Origin of the sequence: Pseudomonas tremae, assembly GCF_001401155.1 — a bacterium.
Taxonomy (GTDB): Bacteria; Pseudomonadota; Gammaproteobacteria; order Pseudomonadales; family Pseudomonadaceae; genus Aquipseudomonas; species Aquipseudomonas tremae.
Genome location: NZ_LJRO01000160.1, coordinates 1 through 15231, shown reverse-complemented (window position 1 = coordinate 15231; position 15231 = coordinate 1). Strand labels below are relative to the sequence as shown.

The following is a 15231-nucleotide window of genomic DNA, read 5'->3' as shown; positions in this document are numbered from 1 at the left end:
AATCAAACACAAACCATCAAGCAGGTGATCAGTCTTCCAGCAGCTCGTCAGCAATGCTCAGGACGTTTTCCAGCGTGAAACCGAACTCTTCGAACAGCAACGGCGCCGGGGCCGACTCGCCGAAGGTGGTCATGCCGATCACGCGACCTTCCAGGCCGACGTACTTGTACCAGTAATCTGCATGAGCAGCCTCGATGGCGATACGCGCGCTGACCTGAAGCGGCAGAACGGCTTGCTTGTAGCCTGCGTCCTGAGCTTCGAAGACGCTGGTGCACGGCATGGAGACCACACGCACGTTGCGGCCCTGAGCGGTCAGCTTGTCGTATGCCTCTACAGCCAGACCGACTTCCGAACCGGTAGCGATCAGGATCAGTTCAGGTTCCGCAGCACAGTCACGCAGCACGTAGCCGCCACGGGTGATGGCATCCAGCTGCTTGTCGTCACGCGCCTGATGAGTCAGGTTCTGGCGAGAGAAGATAAGTGCCGAAGGACCGTCATTACGCTCCAGCGCATATTTCCAGGCCACTGCCGACTCAACGGCATCCGCCGGGCGCCAGGTGTCGAGGTTCGGCGTGGTGCGCAGGCTGGTCAATTGCTCGATCGGCTGGTGAGTCGGACCGTCTTCACCAAGACCGATGGAGTCGTGGGTAAATACGTAGATAACACGCTTCTTCATCAACGAGGCCATACGCACGGCATTGCGAGCGTATTCCATGAAGATCAGGAAGGTTGCGCCGTAAGGCACGAAGCCACCGTGCAAAGCGATACCGTTCATCATCGCGGCCATGCCGAACTCGCGAACGCCGTAATGCAAGTAGTTGCCGTTAGGGTCTTCGCCGGTGATGCTCTTGCAGCCCTTCCAGATGGTCAGGTTGGAGCCAGCCAGGTCGGCCGAACCGCCGAGAATCTCAGGCAGCAACGGGCCGAGAGCGCTCAGGGCGTTCTGGCTGGCCTTGCGGCTGGCGATGGTTTCGCCCTTGGCGTTGACTTCGGCGACATAAGCAGCCGATTTTTCCGCGAAGTCAGCAGGCAGTTCGCCACTCATGCGGCGGATAAAATCATTGGCCAGCTCTGGAAACTCGGCGGAGTACGCAGCAAAACGCTGATCCCACTCGGCTTCGACTGCCAAGCCTTTTTCCTTGGCGTCCCATTCGGCGTAAATATCAGCCGGGATTTCGAAAGGACCGTGGGTCCATTTCAGCGCGGCACGGGTCAGGGCGATTTCGTCGGCACCCAGCGGCGCACCGTGGGACTCTTCCTTGCCCTGCTTGTTCGGCGAACCGAAACCGATGGTGGTCTTGCAGCAGATCAAGGTGGGTTGATCGCTCTTGCGAGCTGTGTCGATGGCCGTCTTGATTTCTTCAGGGTCATGACCATCGACGTTGCGAATGACCAGCCAGCCGTACGCCTCGAAGCGCTTCGGCGTGTCGTCGGTGAACCAGCCTTCGACTTCACCGTCGATGGAAATACCGTTGTCGTCGTAGAACGCGATCAGCTTGCTCAGTTGCAGCGTGCCGGCCAGCGAAGCGACCTCGTGCGATATACCCTCCATCATGCAGCCATCGCCCATGAACACGTAGGTATTGTGATCAACGATGGTATGACCTGGGCGGTTGAACTGCGCAGCGAGGGTTTTCTCGGCAGCAGCAAAGCCGACTGCGTTGGCGAAGCCCTGGCCCAGCGGACCGGTGGTGGTCTCAACGCCCGGGGTGTAGCCGAATTCCGGGTGGCCCGGGGTGCGGCTGTGCAGCTGGCGGAAGTTCTTGATGTCGTCGATGGACAGGTCATAGCCGGTCAGGTGCAGTAACGAATAGACCAGCATCGAACCATGACCGTTGGACATGATGAAGCGGTCACGGTCGGCGAACGACGGGTTTTTCGGGCTGTGCTTCAGGTAGTCACGCCACAGTACCTCGGCGATATCCGCCATGCCCATCGGGGCACCCGGATGGCCGCTGTTGGCTTTTTGCACGGCATCCATGCTTAAGGCACGAATAGCATTTGCACGCTCACGACGGCTTGGCATCGCTGATCTCCTGGGAATTGAGAAATAGGACTGGAAAAAAGGGGGTCATTTTCCCTCACGGACAGGCCGGGGGCAATCACAGATAGACGACCATAGGCTTTTTTCCTGAATAACGGACATTATTTAGCCGGTAAAGACTGGATCACCTGTGCGCATGACAAGTTCATGAAGGCTGACCAGCGCCATCCGCCGGGCAATATCAAAACTTTTTGATATTGCCCTTGCAGGGTCAGGAATCGCTCTCTAGACTGCGATGCCTATGAACCTGCGCGTACCAGCAATCCGCCACGACGCATGCGACGACCTCTCTGCCCTGTGCAAGGCCGGCGGCGATCCGTTACGGCTGAATGTATTACGCGCACTGACCAACGACTCGTTCGGTGTGCTCGAACTGGCGCAGATTTTCGCGATTGGCCAGTCAGGCATGAGCCACCACCTGAAGGTGCTGGCGCAGGCCGATCTGGTAGCGACCCGCCGCGAAGGCAACGCGATTTTCTATCGCCGTGCCCTGCCCCATACCGCATTGCCGGGCGGCAGGCTGCACGCGGCACTGCTTGAAGAGGTCGACACGCTGGATTTGCCAGATGATGTTCAGGGCCGCATCGGCCTGGTCCATCGGCAGCGCGCATTGGCCAGTCAGGACTTTTTTGCCCGGACTGCCGAAAAGTTTCGCGCCCAGCAGGATCTGATCGCCGGCCTCGCGCAGTACAGCGAAAGCCTGCTGACGCTGCTCGACAAACTGAGCTTCGGCACGCAGGCAACCGCGCTGGAAGTAGGCCCCGGTGACGGCGGCTTCCTGCCAGAACTGTCCCGGCGCTTCGGCCAGGTCATTGCAATGGACAACAGCCCGGTCATGCTCGACCTGGCACGTGGCGTCTGCGAGCGCCGCGCGCTGGCTAACGTTGAGCTGAGACTGGCCGATGCACTGACCGACAGTAAAGTCAGCGCAGACTGTGTCGTCCTCAACATGGTGCTGCATCACTTCGCTGCACCGGCAGACGCCTTGAGGCAACTGGCCGAACACGTAAAACCCGGCGGTAGCTTGCTGGTAACAGAATTGTGTAGTCATGACCAGAGCTGGGCCAGGGAGGCCTGTGGCGATCTCTGGTTAGGTTTCGAGCAGGAAGACCTGGCCCATTGGGCCATCGCTGCGGGGCTAGTTCCCGGGGAAAGCCTTTATGTAGGCTTACGTAATGGTTTCCAGATCCAGGTTCGCCATTTTCAGCGACCGGCTGGCGACACTCACCATCGGTAAAATGAAGGAAACCCGTAGAGATGAGCGAATACTCACTTTTCACCTCCGAGTCCGTGTCCGAAGGACATCCGGACAAGATCGCCGACCAGATTTCCGACGCGGTTCTGGACGCCATCATCGCTGAAGACAAATACGCCCGTGTGGCGTGCGAAACACTGGTCAAGACTGGTGTGGCGATCATCGCTGGCGAAGTGTCCACTTCGGCCTGGGTCGATCTGGAAGACATCGTGCGTAACGTCATCCTCGACATCGGCTACAACAGCTCCGACGTCGGTTTCGACGGCGCAACCTGCGGCGTGATGAACATCATCGGCAAGCAGTCGGTAGACATCGCCCAGGGCGTTGACCGCAGCAAGCCTGAAGATCAGGGCGCTGGCGACCAAGGCCTGATGTTCGGCTATGCCAGCAACGAAACCGACGTGCTGATGCCTGCACCGATCACCTTCTCGCACCAGTTGGTGCATCGTCAGGCCGAAGCCCGCAAGTCCGGCCTGCTGCCGTGGCTGCGCCCGGATGCCAAATCCCAGGTCACCTGCCGTTACGAGAATGGCAAAGTGGTCGGCGTCGACGCCATCGTGCTGTCGACCCAGCACAACCCGGACGTGTCCTACAAAGACCTGCGCGAAGGCGTGATGGAGCTGATCGTCAAGCACGTCATCCCTGCGCACCTGCTGCACAAGGACACCCAGTTCCACATCAACCCTACCGGCAACTTCATCATCGGTGGCCCGGTGGGTGACTGTGGCCTGACCGGCCGCAAGATCATCGTTGACACCTACGGCGGCATGGCCCGTCACGGTGGTGGTGCATTCTCCGGCAAAGACCCATCGAAGGTTGACCGTTCGGCTGCCTACGCCGGCCGCTACGTTGCCAAGAACATCGTTGCTGCTGGCCTGGCCGAGCGCTGCGAAATTCAGGTGTCCTACGCCATCGGCGTCGCCCAGCCTACGTCGATCTCGCTGAACACCTTCGGCACCGGCAAGCTGTCCGACGACAAGATCATCAAGCTGGTCCGCGACAACTTCGACCTGCGTCCATACGCCATCACCACCATGCTCGACCTGCTGCACCCGATGTACCAGGCCACTGCGGCCTACGGCCACTTCGGTCGTACCCCGGTCGAAATGACCGTTGGCGATGACACTTTTACCGCCTTCACCTGGGAAAAAACCGACCGCGCCGACGCTCTGCGCGCCGCTGCCGGTCTGTAAAAACCCGCAGAAAAGCCCCGGACGACCAAGTCGTTCGGGGCTTTTTTTCGCCTGCATGCACAGCTCTTCAGCAGCCACTTTTTACGCCCGCCGCGACACCAGCAACACAGACGCAGCCCCCGCCAACAGCCCTGCGCATAGCCTGTTGAACAACCGCTTGCCACTGGGCTTGGCCAGCAGACGACGAGCATGGATACCTATAGCGGCGTACAACGCAATCGCTACGCACTCCAGCACCAGAAACAAACCGCCCAACACTGCGAACTGAACCGAAACATCACCTTCGCGATCAACAAACTGTGGAAGGAAAGCCGTAAACAGCAGGATCGCTTTCGGATTGCCAATAGCCACCAGAAACTCCTGACGCGCCAAGCTGCCTTTTTTTGCTGTCGCAAAGCATGCCTGATCCTGTCCATTCGGGTCGGCACGCCATAGCTGCACCGCGAGATAGAGCAAATAAGCCGTGCCTATGACCTTGATCACATGAAACATCCATTCAGACGTATGCAGCACAACCGTGAGCCCGGTCGCTGCCAACGTAATCATGATGACAAACGCCAGCAAGCGCCCAATACCACCCACACAGGACTGGACGAAGCCATAGCGAGTAGCGTTGCTGATCGACAGAAGATTGTTCGGGCCCGGCGCCATGTTCAGCGCAAAGCAGGCGGGGATGAAGACAGCGAGCGTCGAGATATCCATTGGCATCAGTCCCTGAAATAGATCGCTATCCAGTCTGACTTCATTTTATGAATGATCAAGACACAGTTGCGCGATGAGTTCGGCCATGACCGTATCGTCCAGGCCGCTCTCAAAAGACACCCGGAAAACCGCGTTTTTGTAGCAGGCACCTAGAGAATCAGGCTTTTGTGGGAGCGGACTTGTCCGCGAGGACGCGAGATCGATAAGTCACTTTGGGGGAAACTACCGGTCTTTCCCCGAATGATCGAGGCAGAACCGGCCCCCTCCTCACGTATGCGGACATAAGCCCCAAACTGTTCTGGAACTATCGGCGAGGAACTCCGGAAAAACCCGGTAACCAGACCATTCCCCTGTAAAGCACACCAGCAACTAGCCTCATCGGGCCTATCCCTAAAGCAAGGATGCTTCGATGTTGCCCACCATCCGCCTGATGACGTTCGCTTTGGTCTTTTTTCTTCCCGGCCTCGGCTACGCCAGCCAGTGCCCTGACTGGTCTGCCGCCAGGGCAAACAACGAAATAACCGCACTGCAAAAGCAAATCGCCGAATGGGACGACAGTTACCACCGGCAAGGCGTATCGCAGATCCCTGACGAACTTTACGATCAGTCCCGGCTGAAGCTGAAGGTCTGGCGGTCGTGCTTCAGGGTCTCGACGGTCGCAGACAACCCACTTAAAACCGCTACCGGTCCGCTTGCCCACCCCATCCCGCACACCGGCGTGAACAAGCTCGCGGACGAGAAAAGCGTCACAGCCTGGCTCAGGGGCCGCACCGACGTCTGGATTCAACCCAAGGTCGATGGGGTAGCGGTCACGCTGGTCTACGAGGGAGGCAGATTGGTGCAGGCGATCAGTCGCGGTGACGGGAAAAAAGGTAAGGACTGGACCCCGCAAGCCCGATTGATCAAGGCAATCCCTCAGCAGTTGCCCCACGCTGAATATCTCGTCCTGCAAGGAGAGCTTTACTGGCGACTGGACGATCACATTCAGGCCATATCCGGCAGCATCAATGCCCGCAGCAAGGTCGCGGGGCTGCTGGCCCGGCGAACAATCAGCCCGCAACAGGCCGACGCCATCGGGCTGCTCGTCTGGGATTGGCCGAACGGGCCTGCCGACATGCCTCAGAGGCTCGCAGGCCTGCAAGCACAAGGCTTCGAAGACAGCGCGACTTACACGCATAGGCTGGAAAACCACGCTCAGGCCTCACAGTGGCGTGAGCACTGGTATCGCAACCCGCTGCCGTTTGCCACCGACGGCGTGATCATTCGCCAGGGTCAGCGCCCACCGGCACAGCGCTGGCAAGCCAGCGCGCCTTACTGGATTGCAGCATGGAAGCATCCCTATGCCCAAGCCCTGGCCGAAGTGCGCAAGGTCAATTTCAATATCGGTCGCAGTGGCAGGATCACGCCGGTGCTGGAGCTGAAACCGGTGCGCCTCGACGACCGCACTGTCAGTCGTATCAGCACGGGTTCACTGCAGCGCTGGCAGACTCTGGATATAAGGCCTGGCGATCAGATCGCCGTGAGTCTGGCCGGACTGACGATTCCTCGACTAGACGGCGTAGTTGCGCGCGCTGCCGAACGAGTGAGCATGACCATCCCGCATGCCAGTGATTTTCATGAACTGAGCTGCTGGCAAGCAACACCGGGCTGTGAAAGTCAGTTCCGCGCCAGGCTGATATGGCTCAGCGGCAAGAAGGGGCTCGCGCTGCCGGGCGTCGGTCCGGGAACCTGGGACAAGCTCATTGAAAGTGGCCAGATCAGCGGCTTGCTCGATTGGATGACGCTTAATCATACTGAGCTTGCTAACATTCCCGGCTTTGCCGAGCGAAGCAGCGCTAAACTGCTCGACAGCCTGCAAACAGCCCGTGCAAAGCCGTTTCCGGCATGGCTCAAGGCCATCGGAATGCCGCCCACAGGTGATGCGAAGCTGCCTGATAACTGGCACGACCTGACAATACGCAGCGTCGAGCAATGGCAGGCTGAACCGGGTGTCGGCGCGGGCCGGGCGGCAAAACTCAGGGCCTTTTTTCAGGACCCGCACGTAAAAGCCATGAGCCAGCAATTGCAGGCGCACGGTATTTCAGGTTTTTAAGCAGCGGACTTTCATTTTCTCGTCCGGACATCGTCATCTTCAAACGGAGTTCATATGAAGTTTTTGTCACCCTTGATTCTTTTCACCAGCTGCACGCTGCTGGCAACCGCATTGCTGGCAGACGAACAGGCGACCGCCCCCTCCGAATGCCTGATCAAAAGCCAGGAAATCAGCAGCAAGGTTCAGGACGCCAAAACCGAAGGCAACAAGGCCGAGCAGACCGGGCTGGAAAAAGCGCTCGCTGAGGTCAACGCGAACTGCACGGAAACGTCACTGCTCAAACAGCGCGAGCAAAAGGTGCTGGACGCCAAACGCGAGGTCAGCCGCCGTCAGACCGAGCTGAACAAAGCAATGGACAAAGGCGACCCGGAGAAGATCAACAAGCGTAAGGACAAACTCGCCGAGTCGCGCAAGGAACTGCAGGAAGCCCAGACCGATCTGGAGAAAGTGCAGCCGGATGAGTGATCGACGCGCCAGCGACACTGTCCATCACAGACAGCGTCGCACTCCTAACGTCAGGCCGCAGCAGGAAAGGCCGAAACGCCGAACAGCGCGATGATCAGACCCATGCCGACCAGCCACGCCAGCGAACGCAGCGCGGCCAGGTCGGCCAGATAGAAAATGATGTACAGCAGACGACTGGTGATAAACAGCACCGCCAGCACATCAATGGTGACCAACGAAGCATTGCCGGCAATGTGCGCAATGATGACGGCAGCGGCGAACGCCGGGGTCACCTCAAAACTGTTGAGCTGCGCAGCATGGGCACGTCGCGGAAACCCTTCAAGCTTATCGAGAAAAGCACGCGGATCATGGTTGTGACCACTGCCGAATTTGCCGCTGCCGAACTTGGCAATGCCGGCACAGACAATCGGCAGCAATATCGCGACCAGCACGCACCAGAAAGCAACTGTCATACGTCCATCCTTATCGTTTTGGCTTCATCAGAAGCATTCGGGCCAGGCCCGCTCACACACTATGAGCCAGGCGATCCGCGAAAGGTTCTTGAAGAACGACCAACACCTGACGCATCTACACAAGTTTAGGAAAGATCAGACTGAACGTGGTGAATTTTTCCGGCTCGCTGTGTACCGTCACCTGCCCTTCATGCAGGCTCATGATCGAACGCACGATCGCAAGCCCAAGCCCTGTACCGCCCTGCTGCCGCGCGCGGCTGACGTGGACCCGATAAAAACGGTCGAACAGGCGTGGCAGATGTTCGGCATCGATACCATCGCCTGCATTGCGCACGGCAAGCACCACTTCATCCTTGAGGACAGTGAGCGTTATCGTGACGACACTGCCGGAAAGGCCGTGGCGGACGGCGTTGGACAGCAGGTTTGAAATCGCTCGCTGAATCATCAGCCTGTCGCCCGTGACCTTTGCGCTGCCCTGAACCTGCAGGGCGATGTCGCGCTCTTCAGCCGAAGACGAAAACAGCTCGGCGACCTTGTCCGCCTCCTCACGCAGATCAATCACATCGACCGGCAGCGGCGCAGCAGGCTGACTCACGCTGGCCAGAAACAACATCTGGCTGATCATCCGCGACATTCGCTCCAGCTCCTCGGTGCAGGATTCCAACGCCTGCTTGTATTCCTCCGAAGGGCGCGGCCTGGACAGCGTGACCTGCGCCTTGCCCATCAGGTTGTTCATGGGCGAGCGCAATTCATGGGCCAGATCGTCTGAAAACTGCGCAAGCTGCTGCACATCACCATCCAGCCGGTGAAGCATGAAATTGACCGCATGAGCCAGATCCCGCAACTCGTCGGGCAGCCCATTGACCTTCATGCGGTGTGACAGATCGCGGGCCGAGATCAGCGCAGTCACTTTGCGAAACGCACTCAACGGCCTGAGGCCACGACGCACCGCCCACCAGACACCGACGCCAATCAGCAGCAGCACTACCGGCAGCATCAGAAAAGTCGACTTCATGTAGGCGTTCAGCAGTTCGGTATCGCTCTCTCTGTCCACCGACAGCCTGACCACAATGTCCTGATCCGTCTTCAGGCGTATTTTCTTGTAGCTCAGCAGAATCTTGTGGCCCTGGGCCGAAGCCAGTTCCTGAAAACCCTGCGGCGGGTCACCAGCATTCAGAACCGGCAGATTGCGCCCCTCTTCATTGCCGACACTCATCAGTTGCTGACGAGGGTTGCCCGAATCGAGAATGGTCAGCGCGAAGCTGTCATTCCCGACGATCTGGTCACGCAGCGTATGAGGGTATTGAACGATGTCCTCGACACTCAGAAACCCCTCGCTCAGGCTGTGCTCGATCTGCGCGAACCTGTCTTTCAGAGCATCTTCGGCGCGCAAGTCCAACTGATGGGAAATGGCGGCGTACGCGAACGTTTCCATCACCAGTACCAGAGTGGCGATCAACGCCGTCACCATCAGCCCCAGGCGCGTCGAGAGACGTGTCGGGATCATTCGCGCACTTCCAGCACATAGCCCACGCCGCGCAACGTGTGAATCAGCTTGGTCTCGAACGGGTCGTCGATCTTCGCCCGCAAGCGACGGATCGATACTTCCACCACGTTGGTGTCGCAATCGAAGTTCATGTCCCAGACCAGTGAGATGATCTGAGTACGCGACATGACCTCGCCGCTATGACGCATCAACAGGTGCAGAAGCGCGAACTCTTTGGTGGTCAGGTCAATGCGTTGCTTGCCGCGAAAAGCGCGGTGACGACCCTGATCGAGCTCCAGGTCGCCGACCTGCAACACCTTGGCCGTGGTGGTCTGCTCGCTGCGGCGCATGAGGGTCCGAACCCGCGCGAGCAGTTCGGGAAATTCGAACGGCTTGACCAGATAGTCATCAGCGCCCATTTCCAGACCTTTGACCTTCTCCTCCAGACGACCGCGCGCAGTGACCATCATGATGCGCGTGTTGACGGTTTTCCTCAGGCGGGTCAGCACCTCCCAGCCGTCCATCTCAGGCAGGTTCACATCCAGTATCACCACATCGTAAGCCTGATGCTGCGCGAGGTAGAGCCCATCAAGCCCGGTGGCAGCGATATCGACGATATAGCCACTTTCGGTCAAACCCTGATGCATATACTCGGCAGTTTTCGGCTCGTCCTCTACGACAAGGATTCGCATAAGGGGCTTCCTGTTTGATGAACGGGTAATGACGATGCCGTGCAGTGTACTGAAAAGAAACGCCCTTCTCGCTGGATAACAGAATCGTAATTTTCCAGTAATCCCAGTGATAACTCATGTGTTGGTAGCCGCTGGCGCGGGCTTCATCGCTTGGTTAGATGTGGCCGTGCTGTGGGCACATCGGCGTCAGGAGGCTCCAGACAGAGTGTCCTGACACTTTCATTTGCCCGCAATGAACTTTCACTCAAAGGAAGGTCGAGACCTTCGCTTTTGCCAGTAGAAGTTATCCGTAGTCTCGGTCCCACAGGATTCTCAGGCTTTTCCGGGCCATCAGTCGGCCACTGGCTATAACCTCGCCGCTTTAAAGTGCTTATCGTCTACTCACAAATGGGCTGTCCGGCAAAGCATTGATGGGCAGCGTCCTGCATAAGGAGATGTAGAGGTTGATGAACAAGGTTCATGGCATATGAGGCGTACCAGTCTTTACGACCGTATTTCCGAGCGCCGACTGGCTGACGAGGCGCTGGCGCGTGAGGAAGCTGTACGTGCTGCCGCGCAACGGGAACGGGAACTCATCGAAGTGGCGATTCTCGTACCACAGCCCTTGCTCAATGCGCCGTGCAGCTTCAACTTCGGCGGGTTCCAGTTCAGCTTCCCGGAAGGGTTCAGGTGCAGCGCAATCGAGGCGACCGTCGAAGTCGGCGGAGAGCCTGTAGTGGTCTCTATTCAGCGTCGCGATGTACCTGAAGAGGCAACCCTCGCCGAAGTATTCTCCGAAGCCGTCAAAGCGCTACAGCCGCTTCATGGAGCAATACAGGTCATTCGCCATTATGAAACAGTCCTGGCGGGCAATGCGGCACTGGCGCTGGACTTCCATTTTCGCGAAGGTTTCGAAGAGCGCCACGGTCGCCTGATCGGCGCCTTGGTGCCGGCCGTCGATCATAACCAACGTCAGTGGCTGAGCGCAGGTTGCGTGATTGACTCAGAAAAACAGGCGCTAAAACTCTGGCTGCTGGACTTCGACGTCATGCTCGAAGGTCTCGCATCCAGCTAGACTGCACCCACTGCCAACAGGACAGGTTTAATGGACTATCAGTTGCTGAGCGTCAGCGCTTCTCCGGGTGATCAGACCTCCACAGCCCGCTGCATGCAGGAATAACGGCGATGTTCGAGGCAGCCCGGTTAATGGATGAAATCGAGCACACCGGTGCGCTGACCGGCTTTGTGCTCGGAGCAGTGGTGGGCATCGCGGCGGTGGCGTATGTATCGTTCGCCTTCGCTACATGTGGCTTGGGCGCGATTTTACTGGGCCTGGCTGTCGGACTGGCGGGTAACGCCCTTGCCAGTATCGGGGAAAGCATAGGCAGTGCCTTCAGCTCTCCGGCGGGGCAGATCGATTCTGCCTCGCCCAACGTGTTCATCAATGGTCGGCCGGCTGCATTTGCCATCGAAAGCACAGCTGTATGTGACAAGCACTCGCCTATCGTCAAGGTTGCAGAAGGCTCCAGCAACGTCTTCATCAACGGTCAACCGGCAGCGCGCAAAGGCGACAAACTGACCTGCGGCGCAAAAATCGGCACGGGCTCCCCCAACGTCTTCATCGGCGGCGGCACTCATCGCTACCTGGCAGTCCATGATGAGGTGCCGACGATAGTCCGCTACACCGTGGACATTCTGATGGTGGTGGCAGGCGGCGCTAAAGCGGTCGGCAGCATTGCCAAGCTGGGCCTGCAGGCCGGCCTGAAAGCTGCCGGGCCTTGCGCACTGCGCTTTATGGGCGGTGTCTTTCTCAGCGACGCAATCGTTCGTTTCGGCGTCGCCCCGCTGGCCGAAAAAGTGCTGGGAGGCCTGCACGGCAACCCGGTCGACTCCACCACCGGGCGCAAACTGCTGATCGATGAGTCCGACTTCAGCCTGCCGGGCCTTATGCCCATCGAGTGGACGCGCTTCTACGCCAGCGACCTCAACGTCGACAGCGTGCTGGGCAAGGGCTGGGTGCTGCCCTGGGAACAAAGCCTGCGCCGCAAGGGCAGTTTCCTGTACCTCAGCGACAATCAGGGACGCAGCGTGCCGTTTATGACACTGGGCTACAACGAGCGCATCTACAACGCACAGGAACAACTGTATCTGGTACGCACTGTCGGCGGTCATTACCTGTTACAAACGCTGGACAACCTCTTCTATTACTTCGGCGAAGTCCCCGACGACAACCAGCCCGTTCCCCTGCAACGCATCGAAAACGCACTGGGTCATTTTCTGCATTTTGTGCGCAGCGAAGACGGCGTTCTGACCGATATCTGCTCTACCGGCGAGCAGCGCATACACCTGCATTACGACGAAGTGACCAACCGCCTGAGCATCGTCAAACGCATCGTTGGCGATCAGGCAGTCGAAACGCTGGTGCGTTACGGCTATGACAAAAACGGCCAGTTGAACAGCGTGTACAACCGCAACGGCGATTCAGTACGCAACTTCAGTTACACCGACGGGCTGATGAACCGACACGCCAACGCACTGGGGCTTGCTTGCGAGTATCGCTGGGAAGTTATCGGCGACAAACCGCGGGTGGTCGAACACTGGACCAGCGACGGCGAGCACTTCCATTTCGATTACGATCTGGTGGCGCATCAGACGCGGGTGACGGATGTATTGGGCCGCCATGCCGAAGTGACCTACAACAAGGATCGCCGCGTGTTAGCCAGCACCGACTTCGGTGGCGAGCACTACCACATCGCGCTGGACGACACCGGCAACATCACCGGCCTGACATTGCCCGACGGCAACCAGTTGGGCTTTGAGTACGACGAGCTGTCGCGCCTCACCGCAGAGACCGACCCGCTGGGCCGAACCACGCGCTATCGGCATCACTACAAGACCACACTGGTCAAACAGGTCACCTACCCGGACGGGGCCATCTGGAAAGCTCATTACGACGACAGGGGCAACCTTGTCGCTGAAATCGACGCATTGGGCCATAAGACCGAATACCTCAACGGCGAAGACGGCCTGCCGCACACCATCATCGACGCTACCCATAAATCAAAAAACCTGTGGTGGAACAACCTGGCGCGGGTCGAACGCTTTCAGGACTGTTCAGGCAAGAGCACGTATTACCGGTATGACGCGCACCAGCAACTGGTCGCTGTCACGGATGCCCTGAACAACACAACAACGCTGGAACGCAAACCCGGCGGCGAAGTGCTGCGCATCCACCACCCGGACGGCAGCCACGAAAGCTTTACCTATAACGCCCACGGTCAGGTACTGACGCACACCAATGGCAAGGATCAGACCACTCATCTGGCACGTAACGCACGCGGCCTGCCGATCCGCCGTCAGGACCCCAAGGGTCTGATGGTCGCATACCAGTACGACGAGGCCCTGCGCCTGGTGGCACTGACCAATGAAAACGATGCAACCTACACCTTCGCCTACGACAGCGCCGACCGGCTGATCGAAGAAAAGCGCATCGACCAGTTGACCCGGCGTTTCAGATATAACCTTGGCGGTCATCTGACCCAGGTTGAAGAAACCGGCTACAGCGAAAAAGGCGAACGACCACAACGCAGTACCTGGTTCGAGCGCGATTCGATTGGCCGCCTGCTGGCCAGACTCAACGACGATGCACGTCAGGATTTCGAGTACGACGACAGCGACCGCTTGCGCTCCATTCAACGCACGCCCACCGATGGCGGCAGAAAACTCGGGGTCGCAGCTGAAAAACTGGAATTTGCCTACGACATACTGGGCCGCCTGACGCAGGAAACCTCACCGCAGGGTGCGTTGGACTACGAGTACGACCCGCTCGGCAACCTGACCACGCTGACACTTCCGACCGGTCAACACCTGAACCACCTGTATTACGGAAGCGGCCACCTGCACCAACTGAACCTCGACGGCCAACTGATCAGCGACATCGAGCGCGACGACCTGCACCGCGAGATCTACCGCACCCAAGGCAAACTCACCAGTTGCTTTGGCTACGACGCATTAGGTCGCAAGGCCTGGCAGTACGCGACCACTCTGCCCGCCGAGAAACTGTCGCAGATCCAGAACCCGCTCATAAAGCCTGAGCGCTACGTCGAACACGCCTACAACTCAATCCACCGCCGTTACGAATATGACCTGGCTGGCGAGCTAAGCCGCACCCTCGACAAGCTGCGCGGCGAAGTCAGCTATGAATACGAAGCTAACGGCCGACTGCTCGAGCACAACCCCGAAAAACGTTTCGAGGGCGAAGCATTCCGCTATGACGCTGCCGGCAACCGCCTGAACTTCAACACCAGCCGCTTCGACCGCGTCAAAGACAACCGGCTCAAGCAGTGGAGCAACCACGAATACACATACGACGCCTGGGGCAACCTGGTCGAGAAAATCGTCGGCATCGTGCGTTGGCAGACCTTCACCTACGACTGCGAAAACCGTCTGGTCAAAACCGAGACCATGGCCAACAGCCAGATAGAAAGCACCAGCAGCTACCAGTACGACAGCCTGGGTCGACGCGTCGCCAAACACTCAGACATCAAAGGCCAGACCGACCAGAAACGCTTTCTCTGGCAGGGGCTGCGCATGCTGCGCGAAGAAAGCCCGGAGCAGAGCAGCCTTTACCTCTATGAGCCTGGCAGCTACGCGCCGCTGGCCCGCGTCGATCAACGCGAAGGCGAGGCAGAAAACAAGGTTTACTACTTCCACACCGACCAGATCGGCACCCCGCTGGAGATGACCGATGCCGAAGGGCAGATCGTCTGGCAGGCCAAATACAAGCCGTGGGGGATGATCGATAAGCTGGTGGTGAACGAGGTCGAGCAGAACCTGAGGTTTCAGGGTCAGTATTTCGATGTCGAGACAGG

At 58.6% G+C, this 15231-nt stretch carries 11 protein-coding genes; 6 read left to right on the top strand and 5 right to left on the bottom strand.

Annotated elements, in window-relative coordinates; all coding sequences use genetic code 11:
- Positions 1–28: 28 nt before the first annotated feature.
- Positions 29–2026 (bottom strand): transketolase, encoded by a 1998-nt coding sequence (gene tkt, locus ALO43_RS11820; protein ID WP_005896273.1) that lies wholly within the window; start codon positions 2024–2026, stop codon positions 29–31.
- Positions 2027–2285: 259 nt separating this feature from the next.
- Here tkt and ALO43_RS11815 point away from each other — a divergent pair, with 259 nt between their 5' ends.
- Complete coding sequence (locus ALO43_RS11815; protein ID WP_005896270.1) at positions 2286–3281, top strand: ArsR/SmtB family transcription factor; 996 nt, start codon at positions 2286–2288, stop codon at positions 3279–3281.
- 20 nt (positions 3282–3301) lie between these two features.
- Entirely contained in the window at positions 3302–4492 is a 1191-nt protein-coding gene (gene metK / locus ALO43_RS11810; protein WP_005896268.1) for a methionine adenosyltransferase, read from the top strand.
- 81 nt (positions 4493–4573) lie between these two features.
- On the opposite strand, the gene ALO43_RS11805 is transcribed toward metK, so the two are convergent.
- Entirely contained in the window at positions 4574–5194 is a 621-nt protein-coding gene (locus ALO43_RS11805) for a LysE family translocator (protein WP_024670435.1), read from the bottom strand.
- A gap of 409 nt (positions 5195–5603) precedes the next feature.
- Between ALO43_RS11805 and ligB the strand changes: the two genes are divergently transcribed.
- Together ligB and ALO43_RS11795 are read left to right on the top strand one after the other, a co-directional pair.
- Entirely contained in the window at positions 5604–7286 is a 1683-nt protein-coding gene (gene ligB / locus ALO43_RS11800; protein ID WP_054997548.1) for an NAD-dependent DNA ligase LigB, read from the top strand.
- A gap of 54 nt (positions 7287–7340) precedes the next feature.
- Positions 7341–7751: a DUF1090 domain-containing protein gene (locus tag ALO43_RS11795; RefSeq protein ID WP_005896260.1), complete on the top strand. Its 411-nt coding sequence runs from the start codon at positions 7341–7343 to the stop codon at positions 7749–7751.
- Between the two features lie 50 nt (positions 7752–7801).
- Here the strand turns inward: ALO43_RS11795 and ALO43_RS11790 are convergent, their stop codons facing one another.
- From ALO43_RS11790 to ALO43_RS11780, 3 genes are all read right to left on the bottom strand, one after another.
- A complete protein-coding gene (locus ALO43_RS11790; protein ID WP_005896257.1) occupies positions 7802–8203 on the bottom strand; it encodes an MAPEG family protein in 402 nt (133 codons plus the stop codon).
- Positions 8204–8318: 115 nt separating this feature from the next.
- Positions 8319–9710, bottom strand: a complete 1392-nt coding sequence (locus ALO43_RS11785) for a heavy metal sensor histidine kinase (RefSeq protein WP_024691556.1) — start codon at positions 9708–9710, stop codon at positions 8319–8321.
- A complete protein-coding gene (locus tag ALO43_RS11780; protein ID WP_005896254.1) occupies positions 9707–10381 on the bottom strand; it encodes a heavy metal response regulator transcription factor in 675 nt (224 codons plus the stop codon). Before ALO43_RS11780 ends, ALO43_RS11785 begins: the two co-directional genes overlap by 4 nt.
- A 466-nt stretch (positions 10382–10847) precedes the next feature.
- Here ALO43_RS11780 and ALO43_RS11775 point away from each other — a divergent pair, with 466 nt between their 5' ends.
- Both ALO43_RS11775 and ALO43_RS11770 read left to right on the top strand, forming a co-directional pair.
- The gene (locus tag ALO43_RS11775; RefSeq protein ID WP_024670437.1) at positions 10848–11435 is read left to right on the top strand and encodes a hypothetical protein; all 588 of its coding nucleotides are present in this window, start codon (positions 10848–10850) and stop codon (positions 11433–11435) included.
- 110 nt (positions 11436–11545) lie between these two features.
- Positions 11546–15231, top strand: a 3686-nt coding sequence (locus ALO43_RS11770) for a DUF6531 domain-containing protein (protein ID WP_054997547.1), incomplete at its 3' end; no start/stop codon positions are given.

What these genes read in the sequence shown, in the direction of transcription:
- ALO43_RS11780 (WP_005896254.1), bottom strand. Translation starts at nt 10,381, where the DNA reads ATGCGAATCCTTGTCGTAGAGGACGAGCCGAAAACTGCCGAGTATATG.
- ALO43_RS11795 (WP_005896260.1), top strand. Translation starts at nt 7,341, where the DNA reads ATGAAGTTTTTGTCACCCTTGATTCTTTTCACCAGCTGCACGCTGCTG.
- ALO43_RS11805 (WP_024670435.1), bottom strand. Translation starts at nt 5,194, where the DNA reads ATGGATATCTCGACGCTCGCTGTCTTCATCCCCGCCTGCTTTGCGCTG.
- ALO43_RS11785 (WP_024691556.1), bottom strand. Translation starts at nt 9,710, where the DNA reads ATGATCCCGACACGTCTCTCGACGCGCCTGGGGCTGATGGTGACGGCG.
- ALO43_RS11790 (WP_005896257.1), bottom strand. Translation starts at nt 8,203, where the DNA reads ATGACAGTTGCTTTCTGGTGCGTGCTGGTCGCGATATTGCTGCCGATT.
- tkt (WP_005896273.1), bottom strand. Translation starts at nt 2,026, where the DNA reads ATGCCAAGCCGTCGTGAGCGTGCAAATGCTATTCGTGCCTTAAGCATG.
- ligB (WP_054997548.1), top strand. Translation starts at nt 5,604, where the DNA reads ATGTTGCCCACCATCCGCCTGATGACGTTCGCTTTGGTCTTTTTTCTT.
- metK (WP_005896268.1), top strand. Translation starts at nt 3,302, where the DNA reads ATGAGCGAATACTCACTTTTCACCTCCGAGTCCGTGTCCGAAGGACAT.
- ALO43_RS11815 (WP_005896270.1), top strand. Translation starts at nt 2,286, where the DNA reads ATGAACCTGCGCGTACCAGCAATCCGCCACGACGCATGCGACGACCTC.
- ALO43_RS11775 (WP_024670437.1), top strand. Translation starts at nt 10,848, where the DNA reads ATGAGGCGTACCAGTCTTTACGACCGTATTTCCGAGCGCCGACTGGCT.